General features: G+C 63.0%; 25 protein-coding genes and 1 pseudogene. 15 read left to right on the top strand and 11 right to left on the bottom strand.

The window, feature by feature from the left end:
* Positions 1 to 33: 33 nt before the first annotated feature.
* Together AC1RMG_RS11385 and AC1RMG_RS11380 are read left to right on the top strand one after the other, a co-directional pair.
* Positions 34 to 345 (top strand): Mpo1-like protein, encoded by a 312-nt coding sequence (locus AC1RMG_RS11385; RefSeq protein ID WP_011059925.1) that lies wholly within the window; start codon positions 34 to 36, stop codon positions 343 to 345.
* A 74-nt stretch (positions 346 to 419) separates the two neighbouring features.
* Positions 420 to 1010 (top strand): HD domain-containing protein, encoded by a 591-nt coding sequence (locus AC1RMG_RS11380; protein ID WP_011059924.1) that lies wholly within the window; start codon positions 420 to 422, stop codon positions 1008 to 1010.
* Between the two features lie 22 nt (positions 1011 to 1032).
* On the opposite strand, the gene AC1RMG_RS11375 is transcribed toward AC1RMG_RS11380, so the two are convergent.
* A complete protein-coding gene (locus AC1RMG_RS11375; protein ID WP_011059923.1) occupies positions 1033 to 1854 on the bottom strand; it encodes a UDP-2,3-diacylglucosamine diphosphatase in 822 nt (273 codons plus the stop codon).
* 132 nt (positions 1855 to 1986) lie between these two features.
* Here AC1RMG_RS11375 and AC1RMG_RS11370 point away from each other — a divergent pair, with 132 nt between their 5' ends.
* Together AC1RMG_RS11370 and AC1RMG_RS11365 are read left to right on the top strand one after the other, a co-directional pair.
* Positions 1987 to 2802 (top strand): helix-turn-helix transcriptional regulator, encoded by an 816-nt coding sequence (locus AC1RMG_RS11370; RefSeq protein WP_015634598.1) that lies wholly within the window; start codon positions 1987 to 1989, stop codon positions 2800 to 2802.
* Positions 2803 to 2853: 51 nt separating this feature from the next.
* Entirely contained in the window at positions 2854 to 3747 is an 894-nt protein-coding gene (locus AC1RMG_RS11365) for a DMT family transporter (protein ID WP_015634597.1), read from the top strand.
* Here the strand turns inward: AC1RMG_RS11365 and AC1RMG_RS11360 are convergent.
* The gene (locus tag AC1RMG_RS11360) at positions 3741 to 4028 is read right to left on the bottom strand and encodes an Rdx family protein (protein WP_011059920.1); all 288 of its coding nucleotides are present in this window, start codon (positions 4026 to 4028) and stop codon (positions 3741 to 3743) included. The genes AC1RMG_RS11365 and AC1RMG_RS11360 overlap by 7 nt on opposite strands.
* A gap of 71 nt (positions 4029 to 4099) precedes the next feature.
* On the opposite strand from AC1RMG_RS11360, the gene AC1RMG_RS11355 reads away from it, so the two are divergent.
* Positions 4100 to 6289: a patatin-like phospholipase family protein gene (locus AC1RMG_RS11355; protein ID WP_015634596.1), complete on the top strand. Its 2190-nt coding sequence runs from the start codon at positions 4100 to 4102 to the stop codon at positions 6287 to 6289.
* 96 nt (positions 6290 to 6385) lie between these two features.
* Here AC1RMG_RS11355 and AC1RMG_RS11350 read toward each other — a convergent pair whose 3' ends face one another.
* Positions 6386 to 6820, bottom strand: coding sequence for a MarR family transcriptional regulator (locus AC1RMG_RS11350; protein ID WP_011059918.1), 435 nt, complete (start codon positions 6818 to 6820; stop codon positions 6386 to 6388).
* A 119-nt stretch (positions 6821 to 6939) separates the two neighbouring features.
* Positions 6940 to 9066 carry a DNA helicase RecQ gene (gene recQ / locus AC1RMG_RS11345; RefSeq protein ID WP_011059917.1) on the bottom strand — a complete coding sequence of 709 codons (2127 nt, stop codon included), beginning with the start codon at positions 9064 to 9066 and terminating at the stop codon, positions 6940 to 6942.
* Between the two features lie 274 nt (positions 9067 to 9340).
* On the opposite strand from recQ, the gene AC1RMG_RS11340 reads away from it, so the two are divergent.
* Both AC1RMG_RS11340 and AC1RMG_RS11335 read left to right on the top strand, forming a co-directional pair.
* Positions 9341 to 9928 carry a UPF0149 family protein gene (locus AC1RMG_RS11340; RefSeq protein WP_011059916.1) on the top strand — a complete coding sequence of 196 codons (588 nt, stop codon included), beginning with the start codon at positions 9341 to 9343 and terminating at the stop codon, positions 9926 to 9928.
* A 10-nt stretch (positions 9929 to 9938) separates the two neighbouring features.
* Positions 9939 to 10334 carry a YbaN family protein gene (locus tag AC1RMG_RS11335; RefSeq protein WP_011059915.1) on the top strand — a complete coding sequence of 132 codons (396 nt, stop codon included), beginning with the start codon at positions 9939 to 9941 and terminating at the stop codon, positions 10332 to 10334.
* 80 nt (positions 10335 to 10414) lie between these two features.
* On the opposite strand, the gene AC1RMG_RS11330 is transcribed toward AC1RMG_RS11335, so the two are convergent.
* On the bottom strand, positions 10415 to 11011 hold the full coding sequence (locus tag AC1RMG_RS11330) for a tRNA-uridine aminocarboxypropyltransferase (RefSeq protein WP_011059914.1): 597 nt from the start codon (positions 11009 to 11011) through the stop codon (positions 10415 to 10417).
* A gap of 9 nt (positions 11012 to 11020) precedes the next feature.
* Positions 11021 to 11914, bottom strand: a complete 894-nt coding sequence (locus tag AC1RMG_RS11325) for a LysR family transcriptional regulator (RefSeq protein ID WP_011059913.1) — start codon at positions 11912 to 11914, stop codon at positions 11021 to 11023.
* A 359-nt stretch (positions 11915 to 12273) separates the two neighbouring features.
* Between AC1RMG_RS11325 and speB the strand changes: the two genes are divergently transcribed.
* The 6 genes and pseudogenes from speB (at position 12274) to AC1RMG_RS11295 (ending at position 16180) form a co-directional block, all read left to right on the top strand.
* Positions 12274 to 13224, top strand: a complete 951-nt coding sequence (gene speB / locus AC1RMG_RS11320) for an agmatinase (RefSeq protein WP_011059912.1) — start codon at positions 12274 to 12276, stop codon at positions 13222 to 13224.
* Between the two features lie 165 nt (positions 13225 to 13389).
* Positions 13390 to 13581: pseudogene (locus AC1RMG_RS11315) on the top strand (DUF4440 domain-containing protein); the annotation flags it as partial.
* Positions 13582 to 13602: 21 nt separating this feature from the next.
* Complete coding sequence (locus AC1RMG_RS11310) at positions 13603 to 13818, top strand: hypothetical protein (protein WP_072451701.1); 216 nt, start codon at positions 13603 to 13605, stop codon at positions 13816 to 13818.
* Between the two features lie 132 nt (positions 13819 to 13950).
* The gene (locus AC1RMG_RS11305) at positions 13951 to 15330 is read left to right on the top strand and encodes a sodium:solute symporter family protein (protein WP_011059911.1); all 1380 of its coding nucleotides are present in this window, start codon (positions 13951 to 13953) and stop codon (positions 15328 to 15330) included.
* A gap of 304 nt (positions 15331 to 15634) precedes the next feature.
* Complete coding sequence (locus AC1RMG_RS11300; RefSeq protein ID WP_019093736.1) at positions 15635 to 15892, top strand: acyl carrier protein; 258 nt, start codon at positions 15635 to 15637, stop codon at positions 15890 to 15892.
* Between the two features lie 27 nt (positions 15893 to 15919).
* Positions 15920 to 16180: a hypothetical protein gene (locus AC1RMG_RS11295; protein ID WP_011059909.1), complete on the top strand. Its 261-nt coding sequence runs from the start codon at positions 15920 to 15922 to the stop codon at positions 16178 to 16180.
* 88 nt (positions 16181 to 16268) lie between these two features.
* Here the strand turns inward: AC1RMG_RS11295 and AC1RMG_RS11290 are convergent, their stop codons facing one another.
* Together AC1RMG_RS11290 and ptrR are read right to left on the bottom strand one after the other, a co-directional pair.
* Complete coding sequence (locus AC1RMG_RS11290) at positions 16269 to 16397, bottom strand: PA1414 family protein (RefSeq protein WP_011059908.1); 129 nt, start codon at positions 16395 to 16397, stop codon at positions 16269 to 16271.
* A 133-nt stretch (positions 16398 to 16530) separates the two neighbouring features.
* A complete protein-coding gene (gene ptrR / locus AC1RMG_RS11285) occupies positions 16531 to 17424 on the bottom strand; it encodes a putrescine utilization regulator PtrR (RefSeq protein ID WP_011059907.1) in 894 nt (297 codons plus the stop codon).
* Positions 17425 to 17528: 104 nt separating this feature from the next.
* On the opposite strand from ptrR, the gene AC1RMG_RS11280 reads away from it, so the two are divergent.
* Positions 17529 to 18689: a YbfB/YjiJ family MFS transporter gene (locus AC1RMG_RS11280; protein ID WP_011059906.1), complete on the top strand. Its 1161-nt coding sequence runs from the start codon at positions 17529 to 17531 to the stop codon at positions 18687 to 18689.
* An 8-nt stretch (positions 18690 to 18697) separates the two neighbouring features.
* On the opposite strand, the gene AC1RMG_RS11275 is transcribed toward AC1RMG_RS11280, so the two are convergent.
* From AC1RMG_RS11275 to AC1RMG_RS11265, 3 genes are all read right to left on the bottom strand, one after another.
* On the bottom strand, positions 18698 to 19621 hold the full coding sequence (locus AC1RMG_RS11275; RefSeq protein ID WP_053150154.1) for a DMT family transporter: 924 nt from the start codon (positions 19619 to 19621) through the stop codon (positions 18698 to 18700).
* An 86-nt stretch (positions 19622 to 19707) separates the two neighbouring features.
* Positions 19708 to 20130 carry a DUF2177 family protein gene (locus tag AC1RMG_RS11270; protein WP_493169233.1) on the bottom strand — a complete coding sequence of 141 codons (423 nt, stop codon included), beginning with the start codon at positions 20128 to 20130 and terminating at the stop codon, positions 19708 to 19710.
* Between the two features lie 28 nt (positions 20131 to 20158).
* Positions 20159 to 20995: a CvfB family protein gene (locus AC1RMG_RS11265; protein ID WP_493169231.1), complete on the bottom strand. Its 837-nt coding sequence runs from the start codon at positions 20993 to 20995 to the stop codon at positions 20159 to 20161.
* Between the two features lie 342 nt (positions 20996 to 21337).
* Between AC1RMG_RS11265 and AC1RMG_RS11260 the strand changes: the two genes are divergently transcribed.
* On the top strand, positions 21338 to 21526 hold the full coding sequence (locus AC1RMG_RS11260; RefSeq protein ID WP_016962619.1) for a PFL_1563 family small protein: 189 nt from the start codon (positions 21338 to 21340) through the stop codon (positions 21524 to 21526).
* Positions 21527 to 21588: the final 62 nt, after the last annotated feature.

The raw sequence follows: 21588 nt of genomic DNA, 5'->3' as shown, positions 1-21588 counted from the left end.
GCCGACAGAACAACAGACACAGAGATCGCGGCCATGGAAAACATCCGACAGTTCAACAGCTTCGCCGAGTTCTACCCCTACTACCTGAGCGAGCACAGCGACAGCACCTGCCGACGCCTGCACTTCATCGGCACCAGCCTGGTGATCTTCATCCTCGCCCTGGCCATCGGCAAAGGCGCCTGGTGGCTGCTGCTGGTGTTGCCGATAGCCGGCTATGGCTTCGCCTGGGTCGGGCATTTCTTCTTCGAGAAAAACCGCCCGGCCACCTTCCAGCATCCGCTGTACAGCCTGCTGGGGGACTTCGTCATGTACCGCGACATGATCCTCGGCAAGGTGCCCTTCTAGACCCCAGGGCCGCCAGCGGCTCCCCACAGGGCCAGGCCTTGCAGACCCGCCCCATGACAACAAGAGGATGGCCGATGAACACCCATGCGCGCTTTACCCATATGCAGGACGGCACCCAGGAGGACTGGGCGATCATCGCCGCGGATTTCAGTGCCTATGCCAAGCAGTTGCCGACACGCATCCTGGCCCACCTGCAATTGCTGGAAGGCGACTTCGGCGGCTTCCCGGTGGACCGCCTGACCCATTCGCTGCAGACCGCCAGCCGCGCCTGGCATGACGGGCGCGACGAGGAATACGTGGTCTGCGCCCTGCTCCACGACATCGGCGATACCCTGGGTTCCTATAACCATCCGGATATCGCCGCCGCCATTCTCAAGCCCTTTGTCAGCCCGGAAAACCTGTGGATGGTGGAGAAGCACGGGATCTTCCAGGGTTACTACTTCTTTCATCACCTGGGCATGGATCGCCACCTGCGCGAGCAGTTCAGTGACCACCCGCTGTACCAGTACACCGCCGAGTTCTGCGCCAAGTACGACGCCGCCGCCTTCGATCCGGCCTACGAGAGCCTGCCCCTGAGCTTCTTCAAGCCCATGCTGCAACGGCTGTTCGCCCAGCCCCGGCAGTCGCTGTACAAGGCGGCCATGGAGCAGGCCAGCCCGGCCTGAAAAACCGTGTTCGGCCCCGGGCTCAGGCCGGCTCCGCGACTTTCATCCGCTCAGCCTTGAGCTGGGCCTCACGGGCCTGGGCCTCGGCCAGGCGATAGAGTTCGATGCTGCCGTCCCAGTGCTCGATCAGGGCCGTGCAGGACTCCACCCAGTCACCGCAATTGAGGTAATCCACCTCGCCCACCTTGCGGATCTCGGCATGGTGAATATGGCCACAGACCACCCCGTGCAACTCGCGCTTGACGCATTCGTGGGCAATGGCTTCCTCGAAATCGCTGATGAAGCTCACCGCCGTCTTGACCTTGTGCTTGAGGTAGGCCGACAGCGACCAGTACCCATAGCCATAACGCGCCCGCCAGTGGTTGAGCCAGCGGTTGAGGGTCAGGGTGAATTCGTAGGCCGAGTCGCCGAGAAAGGCCAGCCAGCGGTGATAGCGAGTAATCACATCGAACTGATCGCCGTGGATCACCAGCAGATGACGCCCGTCCGCAGTGACATGCACCGCCTCGTCCACCAGTTGGATATTGCCGAGAATCAGCCTGGAGTAGCGCCGCAGGAATTCGTCGTGGTTGCCGGTGACGTAGATCACCTCGGTACCACGCTTGCTCATGGTCAGCAGGCGCCGGATCACGTTGGTATGGGCCTGGGGCCAGTACATGCCGCCGCGCAGCTTCCAACCATCGATGATGTCGCCCACCAGATAGATGCGATCGGCGTGATAGGCCTTGAGAAAGCGTGCCAGGTGTTCGGCCTGGCAATCCCGGGTGCCCAGGTGCACATCTGAAATCCACAGGGTCCGCACCCGTTGCTTGCGGCTGGGCTTGGCGAGTTCGGCATGGGTCATGGACGCTCTCCTGGATTTTTTGCGAGCTTGCGCCCCAGCGATTAATAGCCCATGACACAAATGCGGCAGTGCGATGACAGCGCGAAACGCCCGACCGCCGGTGTAGACTGGCCGCCTGCCAAGGAGACCGTGATGGGATCTATCCTCACCCTGCGCCACTACACCCATGACCTGATCGCCCACAGCCATGAACATGCGCAACTGGTGTTCGGCCTGCGTGGCCAGCTCGATTTCGAAGTCGAAGGCCAGGGCAGCCAGGTGCAGCAGCAGAGCTTCGTGGTGGTGCCGGCCGGCGCCCGGCATGTCTGCGGCAGCCCCAGCGGCAGCCATTGCCTGGTGCTGGACATACCCGGCGAACACTGGGTGCAGCAATCGTTGGGGGAACATGCCGAGGCCAGTCGGCGTTTGCTCGATGCGCCCCGACACCAGGTCCTGGGGCCGAGCCAGAGCCGCCTGGTCAACTGGCTGGCGGACAGCCCGGTGGACGACCCCTTGATTGCCCAGCAAGGCGCGGTCTTGCTGCTGGCCAGCCTCAATCATCGCGCCGACAGCCAGCCCCGCGAGCGCCGCCTGCCCTATGCCGCCCTGAATGCCCATATCGATCATCACGCCGCCCACCCCTTGCAGGTGGCCGACCTGGCCCGTATCGCCGGGCTGTCCGCTGCCCGCCTGCATGCACGGTTCATCGCCGAGTGCGGGGCCAGCCCCATGGAATACGTGCGACGCCGGCGCTTGCACATGGCCCTGGAACTGTTGCGCGGATCGACCTTGCCCATGGGCGAAATCGCCAGCCGCGTGGGTTACAGCTCCCAGAGTGCCTTTGCCGCGGCGATACTGCGGCAGTACGGCCACTCGCCGCGCCAACTGCGCCAAGGGGCAGACGCTAGTCCCTCGACAAAAAACGCCAGGATCGCGACAGACCAACAGGCCGCCCCGCCCGTAGACTGAGCCCATTGCCGCCTAAGGCCATTACTGCCCGTCTTGTGGTTAAGGATAAAAATGACTCCGCGTACCGCCCTTGGCGCCTTGCATATCGGTGCCCTGATGTTCGGCCTGACCGGTGTATTCGGTAAGCTCGCCGCCGCTTCGCCCGCGGTCATCGTCTTCGGCCGTGCAGCCTTTGCCGTGCTCGCCCTGGGCGTCTTCGCCCGCCTGGCGAGCAACACCCCCTGGCAGAAACTGGCCGCCACCGATTGGCGGCGCCTGCTGCTCAGCGGCCTGCTGCTGGCCGGGCACTGGGTGAGTTTCTTCGTGGCGGTGAAGGTCGCGGGGGTGGCTATCGCAACCCTGGGCTTTGCCAGTTTCCCGGCGTTCACCGTGATTCTCGAAGGCCTGATCTTCCGCGAGCGGATCCGCTTCAACGAAATGCTGTTGGTGCTGCTGGTCAGCATCGGCCTGGTGCTGGTGACCCCGGACTTCGACCTGGCCAGCCAGGCCACCACCGGCCTGCTCTGGGCCGTGGGCTCGGGCCTGCTGTTTGCGCTGCTGTCACTGAACAACCGTGCCAGCTCCGGGCGGATCCCCGCGGTGCAGGCGGCGCTCTGTCAAAACGTGGTGGTCGCCCTGTGCCTGTTGCCGGTGGCGGCTCCCGAGCTTGGCCAGGTGCGGGCCATGGACTGGCTGTGGATCAGCCTGCTGGGAATTTTCTGCACCGGTCTGGCCCACAGCCTGTTTGTCGCCAGCCTGGCAGTGATCAAGGCGCGCACCGCAGCGGTGGTGTTTGCCCTGGAACCGGTCTACGGAATTACCGTGGCCTGGTTGCTGTTCGGCGAAAACCCGACCCTGCGCATGTTGTTCGGTGGGGCCTTGATCATCGTTGCCATCGTGGTTTCAAGCCGCCTGTCGGCGGGTTCGGGCAGCAAGGCAGCCACGGCTGAAGCCGGCTCTCACTGAGTACGGTCGTTGTGGCCCAGGTCGCGCTCGGGGTCGATCTGGTCGCGAACCCGCTGCTTCAGCACCTTGGCCTCGGGAAAGCCACCATCGGCCTTGCGCTCCCAGATCTGCACGCCATCGCAGGTGATGCGAAAAGCCCCGCCGGTTGCCGGCTCCAGGGACACCTTGCCCAGGTCGTCGCTGAAGGTGCTCAACAGCTCCTGGGCCAGCCACGCCGCCCGCAGTAGCCACTGGCATTGGGTGCAATAGGTGATGATCACTTCGGGTTTACGTTCAGTCATGGTACGGCCGACTCCTGGATTCAAGGGCGTCGTTATAATAGCCGGCTTTATCGCCCGCCCCGAGAACCGTAATGCGCCGCCTGCTGTCCTGCCTGTTCCTCTGCCTGCTGCCCTTGCTTGCTCAATCTGCCGAAGCGCCACGACCGAAAATCGGCCTGGTGCTGTCTGGGGGCGCCGCCCGCGGCCTGGCCCACATCGGGGTGCTCAAGGCCCTGGAGGAACAGGGCATCCGCATCGACGCCATCGCCGGCACCAGCATGGGCGCGGTGATCGGTGGGCTGTATGCCTCGGGCTACAAGATCGACGAGCTGGAAAAGCTCGCGCTGAACATCGACTGGCGACAGGCCTTGTCCGATGCCCCGCCCCGGGAAGACGTGCCGTTCCGGCGCAAGCAGGACGACCGGGATTTTCTGGTCAAGCAGAAGCTCAGCTTCCGCGACGATGGCAGCCTGGGCCTGCCGCTGGGGGTGATTCAGGGACAGAACCTGGCACTGCTGCTGGAAAGCAAGCTGGCCCACGCCAGCGATACCCGTGACTTCGACAAGCTGCCGATCCCCTTCCGGGCCGTGGCCACCGATATCGCCAGCGGCGAGAAAGTGGTGTTTCGCAAGGGCCACCTGCCCCAGGTGATCCGCGCCAGCATGTCGATCCCGGCGGTCTTCGCACCGGTGGAACTGGATGGCCGTCTGCTGGTGGACGGCGGCATGACCGATAACATTCCCCTGGACGTGGCGCGGGACATGGGAGTCGACATCGCCATCGTGGTGGACATCGGCACACCGCTGCGTTCGCGCAAGCAACTCAATACCGTGGTCGACGTGCTCAACCAGTCCATCACCCTGATGACCCGGCGCAACTCGGAGGTGCAACTGGCGGCACTGCACAAGGACGACGTGCTGATCCAGCCAGCGCTGTCGAGCTTTGGCGTTACCGACTTTGGCCGGGCCCAGGAAATGATCGACGCCGGCTACCGCGCCACCCGCATCCTCGACGCGCGCCTGGCCCGTCTGCGTCCGGCCCATGCGCTGGATGCCGAACTGACCGCTGCGCGCCAGCCCAGCCAGCGCACTCCGATCATCAGCGCGATCAAGGTGGAAAACGACTCCAAGGTCAGCGACGAAGTGATCCGCTACTACATCCGCCAGCGCATCGGCGAGCCGCTGGACCTGGGCCGCCTGGAAACCGACATGGGCACCCTGTACGGCCTGGATTTCTTCGAACAGGTGCAGTATCGCGTAGCCCACAAGGGGCAGGACAACACCCTGGTGATCAGCGCCCGGGGCAAGCGCAGTGGTACCGACTACCTGCGCCTGGGGCTGAACCTGTCCGATGACATGCGTGGCGACAGCGCGTTCAATATCGGCGCCAGCTACCGCATGAACGGCATCAACAGCCTGGGTGCAGAATGGCTGACCCGGGTGCAGATCGGTGATCAGCAGGAACTCTACAGCGAGTTCTACCAGCCACTGGATGCCGGTTCACGCTACTTCATTGCGCCCTTCATCGCCGCCGAAGCGCAAAACGTCGAGGCGGTGCTGGACAACGACCCGATCGCCGAATATCGCGTGGAACGCTACGGTTTCGGGCTCAACCTCGGGCGCCAGATCGGCAACAGCGGCGAAGTGCGTTTCGGCGTCGGCGAGGCCTGGGGCAAGGCCGATGTGCGCATCGGCGACCATAACCTGCCCAGCGAAAACTTCAACGAAGGCTACTACCAGTTGCAGTACTCCTTCGACTCGCTGGACAACGTCTACTTTCCTCACTCCGGCGAAGACATCAAGCTGAGCCTGCGCCAGTTCGAACCGAGCCTGGGTTCGGACAATCGCTACCGGCAGTGGGAGTTCAAGCTGGACAAGGCGCTGAGCAGCGGCCCCAATACCTTTGTCCTGGGCGGTCGCTATGGCCGGACCCTGGACAACGCCGACGTGGTGACGTCCAGCTTCCTGCTCGGTGGAGCTCGACAACTGTCCGGTTTCCGTCAGGACGCCCTCTCCGGGCAGAACATCAGCCTGGCTCGCGCCGTGTACTTCCGTCGCCTGACACCGCGCTCCTACCTGCCCCTGGACTTTCCACTGTACCTGGGAGGCTCGCTGGAGCGGGGCCGGGTGTGGAACAATGACAATGCCTTCGACAGCGGCTACATCAACGCGGCGAGCATCTTTCTCGGCTTCGACACGCCGCTGGGGCCGCTGAACTTCAGCTACGGCTTCAACGACGACAACCAGAAAGCCCTGTCACTGAATCTGGGCCAGACCTTTTGACAGGCACGCAAAAAACGCCCCTGGGCGCAGCAGGCTTGAATTCAGAATGGCAGAGGAACAAGACAAACCGGGGTCAGGCAACCCCGGTTGAAGGCGTCAGGATTTTTCCAGATTGGCCAGGATGCGCTCATGAACGCGAATGCAGACCCGCAGGTCTTCTTCGTCAACGCCAACGAACAGCTCATGACGCAGGGCGGTGGCGATGGTTTCGATCTGTTCGATCAAGGGCCGGGCGGACGGACAGAGAACGATTTTCTTCGCCCGGCGATCTTCCACCACCGACTGGCGCTGAACCAGGCCCTGGGTTTCCAGGCTGTCCAGCAGCCGGGCCAGGGTCGGCCCTTCTACGCCGACGCTTTGCGCCAGCTCGCGCTGAGTGGGCGCCTCTTCGAAGCGGGCCAAATGCAACAGCACCAGCCAGCGGGCCTGGGACAGGCCGAGCCCCGCCAGGCGGCGGTCCAGTTCGGCACGCCAGCCGCGAGACATATGCGCCAGCTGCATACCAAAACGGTGTTCATCGGTTAACGGCATAAAACACTCATGATCAGACTGAAAATAAAGAAAAACTAATTATTAGTCAGCTAAGCATGCCCCTTGCCCGGAGGCAAGGCCTGTAAGGGACTGAATCGTTACAACATTGACGCACCCCTTCACATTTCAAACTCCGACTCCAAGGCCGCACGTACGCAATACAGCACCCCTTCCGGCACCCTTCCGGCAAACACCGGGATAACCTCGGCTACTGGCGGCAACTCGCCCTCGCCGTCGAGGAACGCATCCTGGATCTCTCCCAGCAGGTCTTCCGGCAAGTCCAGGGCCTGCTCCAGCGACAGCTGCTGCTTGCCGATGGCTTCGGCGAGCAGGGTGTAGACGTTCTTTTCCGTGCACTGCAACTGGCCGGCGATCTGCACCGGGGTCATCCCCGCACGAGCCAGGGTGATCAGTTCATGGCGCAGGTCGGCAACCACTTTCGGCGCCTCGACACCGCCGCCGAGGACTTCGAGGAAGGCTGCGCCATAACGCTCCAGCTTGCGCGCACCCACGCCGCTGACCTCGGCCATTTCGGCCATGGAGCCGGGCTGGCTGCGGAGCATTTCGAGCAAGGTGGAATCAGGGAAAATGACATAAGGCGGCACCCCATGTTCTTCCGCCAGCTTGCGTCGCAGGGCCCGCAGCGCCTCCCACTGCTCGCGCTCCTCGCCCCGTACCAACTGGCTGGCCTGGCTGGTACTGCTCTTGGGGGTGGTTTGCGGCTTGAGATCACGACGCAACTCCAGGGTCACTTCGCCCTTGAGCAGCGGGCGGCAGCTGTCGCTCAGGCGCAGGCCGCCATAACCTTCCAGATCGATGTCGGCCAGGCCGCGGGCCACCAGCTGGCGGAACAGCGAGCGCCATTCGCCTTCGCTGCGGGCCTTGCCGACACCAAATACCGACAGGTGCTGATGGCCGAAACTGCGGACCTTTTCCGTGTCCTTGCCCAGCAGCACATCCACCAGGTGACCGACACCGTAGCGCTGGCCAGTGCGATAGATCGCCGACAGCGCCTGGCGTGCCGGCTCGGTGGCGTCCCAGGTCTGTACCCCATCGACGCAGTTGTCGCAGTGACCGCAGGGTTGCGGCATGTCTTCATCGAAATAGGCCAGCAGGGTCTGGCGCCGGCAACGGGTTTCCTCGCACAGGGCCAGCATCGCATCGAGCTTGTGCTGCTCAAGACGCTTGTGGCGCTCGTCGCCCTCGGAGTTCTGCAGCATCTGCTTGAGCATCAGCACGTCCTGCAGCCCGTAAGCCATCCAGGCGTCTGCCGGCAGGCCGTCACGACCGGCGCGACCGGTCTCCTGGTAGTAGGCTTCCAGTGACTTGGGCAAGTCCATGTGGGCCACGAAGCGCACGTTGGGCTTGTCGATGCCCATGCCGAAGGCAATGGTGGCCACCATGATCAGGCCTTCTTCGTTAAGGAAGCGCTTCTGGTGATAGGCCCGTAGCTCATTGGGCAACCCGGCATGGTAGGGCAGCGCGGTGAAGCCCTGCTCGCAGAGAAATGCAGCCACTTCGTCGACCTTTTTGCGCGACAGGCAATAGACGATCCCGGCATCGCTGCGCCGCTCGTTGAGGAAGGCCTGCAACTGCTTGCGTGGCTGCTCCTTGGGCACGATGCGATAGAAGATGTTCGGCCGGTCGAAGCTGGAGAGAAAACGCTCGGCGTCCTGCAGGTGCAGGCGATTGACGATCTCTTCCCGGGTGCGCTTGTCAGCCGTGGCGGTCAGGGCAATGCGCGGCACCTGGGGGAACATTTCCGCCAGCTGCCCCAATTGCAGGTATTCGGGGCGGAAGTCGTGGCCCCACTGGGACACACAGTGGGCTTCATCAATCGCGAACAAGGCGATTTCCAAGCTCTGCAGAAACGCCAGCATGCGCGGCTGGACCAGGCGCTCGGGGGCCAGGTAGAGCATCTTCACTTCGCCGCGCCGGATGCGCGCGGCCAGGTCACGCTGCTGCTCGGCGCTGAGGGTGGAGTTCAAGGCTGCCGCCGCGACACCGAGTTCCTCCAGGGTCGCAACCTGGTCGTCCATCAGAGCGATCAGCGGCGAAACCACCACCGCCAGCCCTTCGCGAAGTAGCGCCGGGACCTGGAAACACAGCGACTTGCCACCACCGGTGGGCATCAGTACCAAGGCATCGCCGCCGCTGGCCACGCGCTCAATGATCGCACCTTGGCGACCACGGAAACTGTCGTAGCCGAAGATGTCCTTGAGGACGCGTTGAGCCTGTTCGAGCATGAAAAACTCCAAAAATCGCTGAAATCCCTGGGGGCAGACTGGACGAAAAGCCGGCACGCTTCACCGACATTTGCGTTAGCGGACTTGTCCGGAGCGGACGGCCAGCCTGCAGGGCATCACAAAACGCGCGAGTATACCCGACCCCTTCCCGGCAGAGGGCACCGACAATGGACCGCTGGTAACCTTTAGAACCGCTCAAATCGGCACCGCGGCTGGCTTGAGCGCGCAAGAAAGCCTAGAATTCAGCATCGTTTATTCCCCAAGGTAGCCGTCAATGTCCTTCGCTGAGCAACTAACCCGCCTGCAAGTCTTCCTCGATGCAGATGATCTGCACGACGAGGCGCTGGACTACGTGGCCGCTCACGGCTACCTGACCGCGCTGTCCATCTGCTCGGAAAGCGTTCCGGACCGTGAATGGATCGACGCCCTGTTCGCCGAAGAGCCGCACTACCGTGACGACGCCGAACGCGAAGCCATCGAGTCGACCCTGCTGGCCCTCAAGGCGCATATCGCCCGCCAACTGGCTTCCGACGAAGAATTCGAGCTGCCCTGCGAACTCGACCTGGGCGAGGACCCGGACGACTCCGACCTGCGCGGCTGGTGCATCGGCTTCATGGAAGGCGTGTTCCTGCGTGAAGCGGCCTGGTTCGAAACCGCCGAGGAAGAAGTCAGCGAGATGCTGCTGCCGATCATGGTGGGTTCCGGCCTGTTCGATGAACAGCCGGAGTTCTCCGACATCGCCAGCGATGCCAACCTGATGGACGACATGATCGTGCAGATCCCGGAAGCGCTGACCGCGCTGTACCTGCTGTGCAACGCCCCCGACGAAAAACCTGCGCTGCTCAAGCCGCGCCACCACTGAGTCGTTGCCTATGGCCAAGCCCATAGGCCAACGCCCCCTGCTATGGCGTTACGTTCTGCTGGCCATCGGCTGGTCGAGCGTAGCGCTGGGGGTAGTGGGTATCTTCCTTCCTGTATTGCCTACCACGCCTTTCCTGCTGCTGGCAGCCGCCTGCTTTGCCCGTAGCTCGCCACGCTTCTACCAATGGCTGGTGCAACACCCGCGCCTGGGTCCGTGGATCCGCGACTATCTCGACGGCAACGGCATTCCGCTCAAGGGCAAGGTCTACGCCATCGGCCTGATGTGGTTGAGCATCGGCTTCTCCTGCTACCTGGTGCCATCGCCCTGGGCCCGGGGCTTCATGCTGACCAGCGCAGTGCTGGTGAGTCTCTATATCCTGCGGCAGAAGACCCTGCGGCGCTCCTGAAGGTTTGTGGGGTGGCCGGCAAGAGCGGGGCCACCGCGCACCATCGCCACCTGCGGCAGCGGCGCCAGATTCGGGAGCGGTCAGGATTTGGCGTGGTTGCGCTGGTAGGTGTCTTCGCCCATCGCGGCAATCTGCCCTTCGATCAGGGCCTCGAAAGGCCGCAACAGCGGCTCGAACGAAGCAGGAGCTTCAAGTACCTGCAATGCCTGAACGATCGCTTCCACAGTGGACAAGGCTCCCGGCCCCGGGGCCTTGCGCAGGCGATAGCGAGACTCCACCCCAGTCGCCAGGGTCACCCTTGGCAGCGCCGCCAGCAACGGATTGAGGTGCAGCAACTTGCGCGCCTTGCGCCAGGTGCCGTCGGGCACCACCAGCAGCAGCGGTACATCCGTCTCGGCATAGGCCTGCAATGGCCGGGCATCATCCGCCGGGAACAGCAGGCATGCTCGATATCCGGGCTGGTCGAGCAACGCCGGCAGCTCCTCGAACACCTCCCCCACCACCAGTTCGGCGTTGTTCAGCCCCAACGCCGCCAGACGTGCGGTGTTCAAGGCATGATTGACCTCACTGGGATGCTGCAACAACAGCACTCGGGTGCGGCTGGGTAGCTGGGGAATCAGCGGGCACAGACAATGGCCCGCAGGGCGCAGGCAACGCTCGCAGCGTGCTCGAGACATGGGACCTCCTTATGACTGGTTGAGCTGCGCCTTGAGCAGGTCGCGAAAGGTCTGGATCAGCGGCTCTCGACCGCGTCCGCGACGCATGATCATGGAGAACGGCGCCTGGTAGCCAAAGGTTGCCGGCAACAGCACCCGCAAGTCGCCCTTGTCCGCCCAGGCCTGGGCGTAATGTTCCGGCAGGTAGCCGATGTAGGCGCCGGACAGCACCAGGATCAACTGCGCCTCCATGCTCTCCACCGTCGCCGCACTGTGCTTGAAGCCGTGCCGGGCCAGTTCGGCCTGGCTCCAGTAGCCGCGGCCGACCATGCGTTGCTGGGTGATCACCTGCTCGGGAATGCGCCGCTCGCTGTACAGCGGGTGACGGTTGCTGCAATACAGCCAATGCTGCTCGCGGTACAGCGGCATGTACACCAGGCCACTCATGCGCGTGGAAAAGGCACCGATGGCCAGGTCCAGGCGATTGTCCTGCACCCCCAGCTGCAACTCGTGGGGGCTCATCACCGACAGGTGCAGGTGCACCGCCGGATGCTCCTGGCTGTAGGCGCCGATGGCCTCGGCGAACGGCAGGGCCTTATCGCTCACCGTGGAGTCGATCACCCCCAGGTTCAGGGTCCCGCGAAGCTCGCCCTTGAGGGCTGCGGCGTACTGTTCGAAACCTTCCAGCTCGCCCAGCAGGCGCAGGGTTTCCTGGTGGAACAGCTCGCCCTTGCTGGTCAGGCTGAAACCGCCCCGGCCACGGTGGCAGAGCACCAGGCCCAGGGATGCCTCCAGCTGGCTCATGTAGGTGCTGATGGCCGAGGTGGAAAGATTGAGTTCGTGCTGGGCGTTGGCGAACCCCTGATGCCGCACCACGCTGACGAAGATGCGCAATAGTTTCAGATCAGGTAAAGCGTTGGCCATGACAGGCTCCGATAACAGGCAAAACGATAACGTCCCTGCGGCGAGGGTGCGGGTTCTCGCCGAGCGGCAAAGCAACCCCGATGGCCTCCATGCCCGCTTTCAATCCAACCCTGCAACCCGGATAACGGTGGCTGCACCACCGGACGGGAGCAAGCTCCCTCGCCACCAAGGGCCCGGGGAGCAGCGCGGGAGTCTAGCGCGCCATCGGCCATTAGTTTAGAAAAATCTGAACTAAGTATTTGTTCGTAGCGATTCTTTCCCCGCACTACATTTCGCAGAATCGGCCCCACTCGGTTGCTCGGGCAGGATTCGCTGCGCCGTCGACCCCATAAATATAAAACAACGATGAGGCCTATCCCGTGGACAAGATTCTCCACCAACCACTGGGCGGCAACGAAATGCCGCGCTTCGGCGGCATCGCCACCATGATGCGTCTTCCCCATCTGCAATCCGCTGCCGGCCTGGACGCTGCGTTCGTCGGCGTGCCCCTGGATATCGGCACCTCGCTGCGTGCCGGCACCCGTTTCGGCCCGCGGGAAATCCGTGCCGAATCAGTCATGATCCGCCCTTACAACATGGCCACCGGTGCTGCCCCGTTCGACTCGCTGTCGGTGGCCGACATCGGCGACGTAGCGATCAACACCTTCAACCTGCTGGACGCGGTGCGCATCATCGAAGAAGCCTATGACGGCATCCTCGAACACAACGTGATTCCCCTGACGCTGGGCGGCGACCACACCATCACCCTGCCGATCCTGCGGGCCATCCACAAGAAACACGGCAAGGTCGGGCTGGTGCACATCGATGCCCACGCCGATGTCAACGACCACATGTTCGGTGAGAAAATCGCCCACGGCACCACCTTCCGCCGCGCCGTGGAAGAAGGCCTGCTGGACTGCGACCGCGTGGTGCAGATCGGCCTGCGCGCCCAGGGCTACACCGCCGAAGACTTCAACTGGAGCCGCAAGCAGGGCTTTCGCGTGGTCCAGGCCGAAGAATGCTGGCACAAATCCCTGGAGCCCTTGATGGCCGAAGTCCGCGAGAAAGTCGGCAACGGCCCGGTGTACCTGAGCTTCGACATCGACGGCATCGACCCGGCCTGGGCCCCAGGCACCGGCACCCCGGAAATCGGTGGCCTGACCACCATCCAGGCCATCGAGATTGTCCGTGGCTGCCAGGGCCTGGACCTGGTGGGCTGCGACCTGGTGGAGGTTTCGCCGCCTTATGACACCACCGGCAATACCTCGCTGCTGGGCGCCAACCTGCTGTACGAAATGCTCTGCGTACTGCCTGGCGTCGCCCATCGCTGAGACTCAGCACATGCTGCGCGCCGCCAGACCGTTTGCGGCGCAAAGCGGTACTACCCGCTTCATCTTTACCCCGTCCTCGGCTGCTGTTGCGCAATGCCTGCCAGGCATTAGCCGGGCCGATAAGGGGCCAAGGATGGTTCCGAGGTGCGGTGACGCATCCCGGACAACGCCGTCGTCCGCCCACAGGGGGACGGCGCCGGATTGACTCATGACGTAGCCACGAAGCTGCGCATGCAAGGGGAGCAAGACTTCAGCCAGGAACGCGAAACCATTGGGTCTCGCACAAAACAACAAGGCCTCTGGCTGGCCTGTCACAACCATTTGTCCGCTGTGCCGGAAGGGCTGCCACCCCCTTAGCCAATGTGATCGGAGCAGATCATGAATAACAACAAAGAAAAAACCCCTAGCAACATCGCAACCAACAGGATCGGACAGATCCTCGAGCACCAGCGCGACACCAGGCCTTGCGACCTGTTTCGCCTACCCTCCGGCCTGGCCAGCACCGCCATCGCCACTCTCGAAACTGCGCACTCCAGCATGGCCAGCCGCTGTACCAGCGGGCTGCTGGCAAGTCGCGCGCTACTGCCCGGATAACCTCCTGGAGCGGCCCGTCTCGCGATAGAGCCCCTGGGTCTTGCACAAGACTTGACCCCGCCTTCGCTGAGCAGCCAGCACCTGCATGAACCGTTTGTTTCACATAAAAAAGATAATCGGAGACACGCCACCATGGCTTTAGATCTATTTGTCGTACTCATCTATGCCGCCGGCATGCTCGTACTCGGCTACTACGGCATGCGCAAGGCCAAGACCCACGAGGACTACCTGGTGGCCGGCCGCAACCTGGGCCCCACCCTGTACATGGGCACCATGGCCGCCACGGTCCTGGGCGGTGCCTCCACCGTCGGCACCGTGCGCCTGGGCTATGTCCACGGCATTTCCGGTTTCTGGCTGTGCGCCGCCCTGGGGGCGGGGATCATTGCCCTGAACCTGCTGCTGGCCAAGCCGCTGCTCAAGCTGCGCATCTTCACCGTCACCCAGGTGCTGGAGAAGCGCTACAACCCCATGGCCCGCCAGGCCAGCGCAGTGATCATGCTGGCCTACGCGCTGATGATCGGGGTGACTTCGATCCTCGCCATCGGCACCGTTCTGCAAGTGCTGTTCGGCCTGCCGTTCTGGGTTTCGGTTTTGCTGGGAGGCGGCGTGGTGGTGGTGTACTCGGCGATCGGCGGCATGTGGTCGCTGACCCTGACCGACATCGTCCAGTTCGTGATCAAGACCGTGGGCCTGATGTTCATCCTGTTGCCGATCTGCCTGTACCGCGTAGGCGGCTGGGATGAGTTGGTGGCCAAGCTGCCAGCGTCCAGTTTCAGCTTCACCGCCATCGGCTGGGACACCATCATCACCTACTTCATGATCTACTTCTTCGGCATCCTGATCGGCCAGGACATCTGGCAACGGGTGTTCACCGCCAAGACCGAGAAAGTCGCGCAATACGCCGGCACCCTGGCGGGCTTCTACTGCATCCTCTACGGCCTGGCCTGCGCCCTGATCGGCATGGCCGCCCATGTTCTGCTGCCGGACCTGGACAACGTCAACAACGCCTTTGCCGCCATCGTCAAAGCCTCGCTGCCGGACGGCATCCGTGGCCTGGTGATCGCTGCGGCGCTGGCCGCCATGATGTCCACTGCCAGCGCCGGCCTGCTGGCCGCCTCCACCACCCTGACCGAAGACCTGCTGCCAAGGCTGCGCGGCGGCAAGCAATCGAGCCTGGGGATCAACCGCCTGTTCACCTTCCTCACCGGCATCGTGGTGCTGGGCATTGCCCTGGTGGTCAACGACGTGATCAGCGCCCTGACCCTGGCCTACAACCTGTTGGTGGGCGGCATGCTGATCCCGCTGATCGGCGCCATTTTCTGGAAACGCGCCACCACTGCCGGCGCTATCGCCAGCATGGGCCTGGGCTTCGTCACGGCTCTGGCCTTCATGTTCAAGGACGGCCTGGATGCCAACACACCGATCTACTACAGCCTGGCCGTGGGCCTGGTGAGTTTCGTGGTGGTGAGCCTGGCTTCCCGGCGCCCTGCGCCCCTGGCCAACGCAATCTGACGTGAAGCCGGAGGTCTGAAGCTTTTCTTCGACGGGTGCGGCGTCGGTGGCCGCACCCGTTTTTTTTCGCCTGGCAAAAGCCTCACGGCACCGACGGGCAAAGCCCGCAGCCATTTTCGTCAGGGCCATGAATGGACGAATGGTTACCCCGCCGGAAAAAAACCTGTGCTGTACTCAGATCCAGCGACGACTGTTCCCGCAGGGAAACAGTACAAGGATCGCTGGCCGCCTCAGTGCACGCTATCGCTTCACCCTTGGATGGGGTCATAAAACAATAAGAGCCTCTCCCTGCCCCGAGGTGTTTATGGACCGTTTCTCCATCCAGCAAAGCATCCGTCATGCCATCGATGCACAAATGGCCCAGAAGTGGCCAACCCCGCCCTGCCAGGCCCGCGAACACGACACCTACTCCCTGGACCTCAAGGCCCTGCTGCACAGCCTGGAGCGAGAGTTCAACATTCGCCTGGATCCCGACCGCGACCTGTATCGAATCAGCAGCATCAGCGAGCTGAGCCTGTTCATCCTGGAAAAGACCCGCGCCGACGCTGCCCGTCCCGCCTGACCTGCTGTCGTATCGGGAGCAACGCAGATGAATCGGGCCCAAGCGCGCGCGGCAGTGCACCTGCTCATTCGCCACTGGCTGGATGAGCCTGTGGATTTCGATGACCAGAGCGGTCTCTCTGAACTGGGGCTGGACAGGGATGATATCGAGGCGCTGCTGTGGCGCCTGGAGGACAGGTTCGACCTGGGTGTCTTGCCCCGTGAAGAGCAGCGAGCGCTAGGGCAGCTGGAAAGGGTGGATGACCTGGTGCAATGGTTATTGGAAAAGGCCCGGCAAAACCAGGATTGACCCGATTGCCCCAGGCCTGTGGCCCAGCGACTGCCGGCTAGAAAACATCCGCGAGAGCCGGAGCCTGCACTCCGCTCTCGCCTCTGCTTCAGCGACGACGTTGTTGACGGCGCCGCAGCTCTTCGTCGGTAGGAATCGGCACCGGTTGCAGCGGTGGCTCGATCAGGCCCAGTGCGACGCCAAGGTCGTGCAGCCAGCTTTGCAGTTTGTCTTTCATAGTGCCCCCTCAGGGTCGTGCCGAGCGGCGATACTGCGCCGCCTCAAGCAGATAATAGCCCTATCTTTTCCAGCGCGCTGCTGCGCAATGGCAATGAACTGTTACTGGATTAAAGCCAATGGCCATCGGGTGCTCAAGCATGGGCCCGCGCCTGCTGCGCAAGCTGCACGCCAGCGCCCTGTTGCAGCTCGATCCAGGCATTGAGGTTGGCCCCGACCATGCCCTTGCGCCACATCAGCCAGGTAGTGGCACGGGCAAAAGGCTCGGCCAGGGCATGCACCGCCACGCTTTCGCGCCCCGGCAGGCTGTCGAGCATCGACTGAGCCATCAGCGCCACCCCGGAACCGGCGATCACACAGGCCAGCATGCCCTGATAGGACTCGATCTCCATGGCCCGCCCCATCGCGGCGTGGTAGTGGGCAAACCAGGATTCCAGACGCATGCGATAGGAGCATCCCTGGCGAAAGGTGAACACCGCACGGCCCTCCACGTCCCGGGCCGTACGCACCGGCGGATGGTCGGCTTCGCTGATCAGTACCAGGGTCTCGTCGCACAGGGGCACGCCATCCAGGCCTGCCAGCTCCAGCGGCCCGTCCACCAGGGCTGCATCCAGGCGCCCGGTGAGCAAGCCTTCGAGCAACTCGCCGCTGGGCCCGGACTGCACCTGCAGGTTCACCGCCGGATAAGCCCGGTGATAACGCGCCAGCAACGCAGGCAAGTGAATCGCCGCGGTGCTGTACATGGTGCCCAGGACAAACTCCCCGGCCGGCTGACCGCCCTGCACCGCGGCATGGGCCTCGTCGTGCAAGGCGAACAGGCGCGCGGCGTAATCCAGCAGCACCTTGCCCGCCGGCGACAACTGCAGGCGCTGACGCTCGCGCAGGAACAGTTCGACCCCCAGTTGCTCCTCCAGTTGCTTGAGCCGGGTCGAGAGGTTCGACGGCACTCGGTGCAGGCGCTCGGCGGCGCGAGTGATGGAGCCTTCCTCGGCCACGGCCTGGAAGATGCGCAATTGGCTGAACTCCATGACTTTCTCCAAAACTGAACAAGTTACTCAATATTATTCATTTTTAAAGAAAGTCAATCAGTCCTAGCCTGACGGTCATTGTCCCCATCGATGGAAAGCCGACCATGTCTCCCCTGCTCCGCCTGCTCGCCAGCTTCATTGCCCTGATGATGGCCATGGGCATTGGCCGCTTCGCCCTGACCCCGCAACTGCCGCACCTGATCAGCGAAGGCCAGGTCGACCTGACCGCCGCCGGGCTGATTGCCGCCGCCAATTACCTGGGCTATTTCCTCGGAGCCCTGGACGCCATGTTCGCCCGGCGTCCGGCCCAGGTGCGCCTGCGCCTGCTGGGCGGCTTGTGGCTGTGCGTGCTGCTGACCCTGGCCTCGTTCTGGGCCCAGGGCTTCTGGCCGCACCTGCTGCTGCGCTTCGGCACCGGGGTGGCCAGCGCCTGGGTGCTGGTGATGATCACGGCGCTGAGCCAACCCCTGGCCCAGGCGGCGGGGCGGCCACGCCTCGGGGCCCTGGTGTTCGCCGGCCCGGGGCTGGGCATCATGCTCACCGGGCTACTGGCCCTGGGCTCCAATCTTCTGGGGCAAAGCTCGGCCAACCTGTGGCTGCTGTATGCCGCGGTCGCCTTGTTGATGCTGCTGGTGATCCTGCCGATCCTGCCCCCGGCCTCGGCGCGCCCCAGTGGCGAAACGCAGAGCGCCTGCGCCACTGAGCACAGCGTGGCGCGCCTGGGGCTGGTCTACGCCCTGTATGGCGTGGGCTACATCATCCCCGCGACCTTCCTTTCGCAGATGGCCAATGCGCGCTTCCAGGGCCAGTGGCAGGCCGACCTGTTCTGGCCCGGTTTCGGCCTGGCCGCGGCCGTAGGCGTGGCCCTGGCCAGCCTGCGTCGGCACACCCCGCACAGCACCCGGCAATGGCTGATGGCGACCTTGTGGCTGCAGGCCGCCGGGGTCTTTGCCTGCCTGCTGGGCAGTGGCCTGGGGCTGGTATTGGGCGTGTTGCTGTGCGGCACGCCGTTCCTGGCCTGCATGCAGTTGGTGATGCAGCGCTCCCGGGAGCTGGCACCGCAGTCGGCCCAGCGCAACGCCGGCCTGCTCACTGCCTGCTTTGCCGTGGGCCAGTTGAGCGGCCCGTTGCTGGCCGCCCTGAGCAGCCACTTCAGCGGCGACCTGCAACTGGCGCTGGTGGTGGCGGGCTGCGGCTTGCTGATCGGCGCCAGCCTGCTCTGGCAACTGCGACCAAGGGCACAGCGCTGTGCGGTCGTCTCGTGAAGCGCGGGCTACAACAAGCGCTGGATCCGCCGCCGCAGCCACTGTTCGGCGCTGACGAAGGTAATACCCAGCAGCACCAGCATTGCCCCCAGCACGAAGTTGAGGCTCAAGGGCTCGTCCAGTAACAGCACGCCGAAGGTCACGCCGAACATCGGGGTCATGAAGGAAAACACTGCCAGGTTCGCCGCCAGATAACGCCGCAGCAGCCAGAACCAGGTCAGGTAGCTGAAGAACGATACCACCAGCCCCTGGAACAACACGCTGGCCACCGCTACCGGCGTCAGGCTGACCTGGGTCACCTGGCCGCTGAGCACGGCGATCAGCAACAGGCCGACGAAACCGACGATCAACTGATAGAACAGGGTCAGGGTCGCTGGCGCCTCGGACAGCCGCGAAGCCCGCACCACCACCGTGGTCGCGCCCCAGGCCAGCCCCGCCAGCAATCCCAGAATGTCGCCCAGGAGCATGCGCCGGTCCAGGTTGTCCAGGGAGATCCCGCCGGCAAAGGCAATGCTGATGCCGATAAAGGCCAGGACGATCCCCAACCATTGCAAGGGCCGCAAGCGTTCGCTGGGCAACAGCCAATTGACCCCAAGGGCGGTGAAGATCGGTGCGGTGTAGAGAAACACCGACATGTGCGCGGCACTGGTGAGCTTCAGGCCTTCGGCGATAAACAGGAACTCCAGGCCGAACAGAGCGCCGGCCAGCAAGCCGCCGCGCCAGGTACTGGAAACCTGGGACCAGCCGCCTTTCCAGCACATCAGTACAGCCACCAGCAGCGCCGAGATCCCCGAACGGGCTGCCGCCTGCATGATGGGCGCGATGTCCGCCGCGGCCCACTTGATCATCACCTGCTGCACGCCCCAGATCAGGCACAGCCCCAACATCACCTGCAGGGCAAACCCATCGGCGTTGCGCCGTTCGATGCTCACCGCCGTACCTCACATTGATTCAATGACATGACCCCTACCCGAAATAAAGAACTGCCGCCGCGCCTGACGGGTCCCCTGGAGCAGACCTAGTTCCCGTCGTTTGCGCCAGGCGCCCAGCGGCAGGCACAGAAGACGCCGAAACTGCAGGCCAGGGCACTGGCCAGCATGCCCCAGGCCATGTCCAGCAGCGCCAGGGAAGCCGACCAGCCCTGCAAGGTCGCCCAGTTGCTCAGGTCATAAGTGCCGTAGGCCACCAGCCCGAGCAGCGCCCCCAGGCACGCAGCCCGGCGCCAGCCGCCCTGCTGCAGGGCGGGCCGCACGGCGAACAGCAGGCAACCGCTAACGTAGAGGAGGTAGAACAGCGCTGCCGGCAACAGCCGTGGCTGTTCCAGCAGCAGCGCCCCCAACTGGGTCCGGTAGGTTTCGCCCATCATCAGCCCCAGCCAGAGCGCGTCGAGTAGCAGGAACGCCAGCAAGGTGGTGAGCCAGGCAACCAGCGTGGTTTTCATAAGCCTCGCCCGCCGCGTGAAGTGAGTCTCAGCTTAGCTCGATACGATCCGGGTGAATGACAATCTGGCCCTGCTTGTAGAGGGCACCGATGGCCTTCTTGAAGTTGCCCTTGCTAACCCCGAACAAACTGCTGATCAAGGCCGGATCGCTCTTGTCGCTGACCGCCAGCGAGCCATCGTTTTCCCGCAACTTGGCGAGGATCTTCGAGTTCAGGCTGGTGGCCGCCTGTTCACCGACAGGTTGCAAACTCAGGCTGATCTTGCCGTCGGCGCGCACTTCCTTGATGAAACCTTTCTCTTGCATCCCCGAGCGCAGGAACTTGAACACTTCGTTCTTGTGGATCAGGCCCCAGTGCTTGTTATTGATGATGGCCTTGAAGCCCATGTCAGTGGACTCGGCCACCAGCAAGTCGACTTCCTGGCCGGCCTTGTAGTTGGCCGGCGTCTTGTCCAGGTAGCGGTCCAGACGGGCCGTGGCGGTGATACGGCGAGTGTGCTTGTCCAGGTAGACATGCACCACGCAGTATTCGCCGGCGTTCATCTGGCGCTTTTCCTCGGAGTACGGCAGCAGCAGATCCTTGGGCAGCCCCCAGTCCAGGAACACCCCGATACTGTTAACTTCGACGACTTTAAGACTGGCGAACTCACCAACTTGAACTTTCGGCTTTTCGGTAGTTGCGATTAACTTGTCAGCACTGTCCAAGTAAACAAAAACATTCAGCCAGTCTTCATCTTCACTGGGAATGTCCTTGGGGATATAACGATTGGGCAGCAATATTTCGCCGTCTGCCCCACCGTCCAGATACAAACCAAAGTTAGTGTGTTTAACCACTTGCAAACTGTTGTAGCGCCCGACTAAAGCCATTTCCAATACCCTCATTGCTTGGGCGGCATTCTACCTGTTTTCCAGGCCTGCGTTGACGCTCCTGAATCGCCGGCCACGAAATCCTTGATTTTTCTGGCGTTCCCGGCGCTCAACCGGCCGCTCGTCAGGCAAACAGCCGTGCATCGAGCCTTTGCGGAGCACAGCGAGAGGGCATTTTTTTCGATGGGTCCTTAGTTAAAACAGCGACTTAGGAAAATATCCGAAAAATAAACTTAGGAAAAACAGCAGGAAGCGCCTTTCTGTTCCAGGGGATATTTACCAAGCAATTGTCAAGTATTTCTGATAAGATGCCTGGCCAAATTAATTTTCCCGAAAGGTTAAATGGCCGCCATGCGAGTAAAAGCCTCCAACAGCAAAGCAAAACCAGCTCCCGCCGTTGAAACCAGTGAATCGATCAACGAACAGATCGCAGCGTTCCTGAAATCGGGCGGCGAAATCCAGCAGATCGCCAAAGGCGTCAGCGGCCAGACTTTCGGCCCGTCCAAGCAGATCAGCCTGGGCAAGAAGTAACTCCCCCGCGCATTATCCTGGTCCCTTAGCGCTTTGCCCTCAAAGCGCTAGGACTGGCACCC

It is taken from the genome of Pseudomonas sp. GW822-FHT04H02 (assembly GCF_058800645.1).
This window is presented reverse-complemented; position numbering and strand designations above follow the sequence as displayed.

Bases quoted from the DNA above. Each gene is read 5' to 3' on its own strand.
- AC1RMG_RS11385 (WP_011059925.1), top strand. From the start codon at position 34: ATGGAAAACATCCGACAGTTCAACAGCTTCGCCGAGTTCTACCCCTAC.
- AC1RMG_RS11380 (WP_011059924.1), top strand. From the start codon at position 420: ATGAACACCCATGCGCGCTTTACCCATATGCAGGACGGCACCCAGGAG.
- AC1RMG_RS11375 (WP_011059923.1), bottom strand. From the start codon at position 1,854: ATGACCCATGCCGAACTCGCCAAGCCCAGCCGCAAGCAACGGGTGCGG.
- AC1RMG_RS11370 (WP_015634598.1), top strand. From the start codon at position 1,987: ATGGGATCTATCCTCACCCTGCGCCACTACACCCATGACCTGATCGCC.
- AC1RMG_RS11365 (WP_015634597.1), top strand. From the start codon at position 2,854: ATGACTCCGCGTACCGCCCTTGGCGCCTTGCATATCGGTGCCCTGATG.
- AC1RMG_RS11360 (WP_011059920.1), bottom strand. From the start codon at position 4,028: ATGACTGAACGTAAACCCGAAGTGATCATCACCTATTGCACCCAATGC.
- AC1RMG_RS11355 (WP_015634596.1), top strand. From the start codon at position 4,100: ATGCGCCGCCTGCTGTCCTGCCTGTTCCTCTGCCTGCTGCCCTTGCTT.
- AC1RMG_RS11350 (WP_011059918.1), bottom strand. From the start codon at position 6,820: ATGCCGTTAACCGATGAACACCGTTTTGGTATGCAGCTGGCGCATATG.
- recQ (WP_011059917.1), bottom strand. From the start codon at position 9,066: ATGCTCGAACAGGCTCAACGCGTCCTCAAGGACATCTTCGGCTACGAC.
- AC1RMG_RS11340 (WP_011059916.1), top strand. From the start codon at position 9,341: ATGTCCTTCGCTGAGCAACTAACCCGCCTGCAAGTCTTCCTCGATGCA.
- AC1RMG_RS11335 (WP_011059915.1), top strand. From the start codon at position 9,939: ATGGCCAAGCCCATAGGCCAACGCCCCCTGCTATGGCGTTACGTTCTG.
- AC1RMG_RS11330 (WP_011059914.1), bottom strand. From the start codon at position 11,011: ATGTCTCGAGCACGCTGCGAGCGTTGCCTGCGCCCTGCGGGCCATTGT.
- AC1RMG_RS11325 (WP_011059913.1), bottom strand. From the start codon at position 11,914: ATGGCCAACGCTTTACCTGATCTGAAACTATTGCGCATCTTCGTCAGC.
- AC1RMG_RS11310 (WP_072451701.1), top strand. From the start codon at position 13,603: ATGAATAACAACAAAGAAAAAACCCCTAGCAACATCGCAACCAACAGG.
- AC1RMG_RS11305 (WP_011059911.1), top strand. From the start codon at position 13,951: ATGGCTTTAGATCTATTTGTCGTACTCATCTATGCCGCCGGCATGCTC.
- AC1RMG_RS11300 (WP_019093736.1), top strand. From the start codon at position 15,635: ATGGACCGTTTCTCCATCCAGCAAAGCATCCGTCATGCCATCGATGCA.
- AC1RMG_RS11295 (WP_011059909.1), top strand. From the start codon at position 15,920: ATGAATCGGGCCCAAGCGCGCGCGGCAGTGCACCTGCTCATTCGCCAC.
- AC1RMG_RS11290 (WP_011059908.1), bottom strand. From the start codon at position 16,397: ATGAAAGACAAACTGCAAAGCTGGCTGCACGACCTTGGCGTCGCACTG.
- ptrR (WP_011059907.1), bottom strand. From the start codon at position 17,424: ATGGAGTTCAGCCAATTGCGCATCTTCCAGGCCGTGGCCGAGGAAGGC.
- AC1RMG_RS11280 (WP_011059906.1), top strand. From the start codon at position 17,529: ATGTCTCCCCTGCTCCGCCTGCTCGCCAGCTTCATTGCCCTGATGATG.
- AC1RMG_RS11270 (WP_493169233.1), bottom strand. From the start codon at position 20,130: ATGAAAACCACGCTGGTTGCCTGGCTCACCACCTTGCTGGCGTTCCTG.
- AC1RMG_RS11265 (WP_493169231.1), bottom strand. From the start codon at position 20,995: ATGGCTTTAGTCGGGCGCTACAACAGTTTGCAAGTGGTTAAACACACT.
- AC1RMG_RS11260 (WP_016962619.1), top strand. From the start codon at position 21,338: ATGGCCGCCATGCGAGTAAAAGCCTCCAACAGCAAAGCAAAACCAGCT.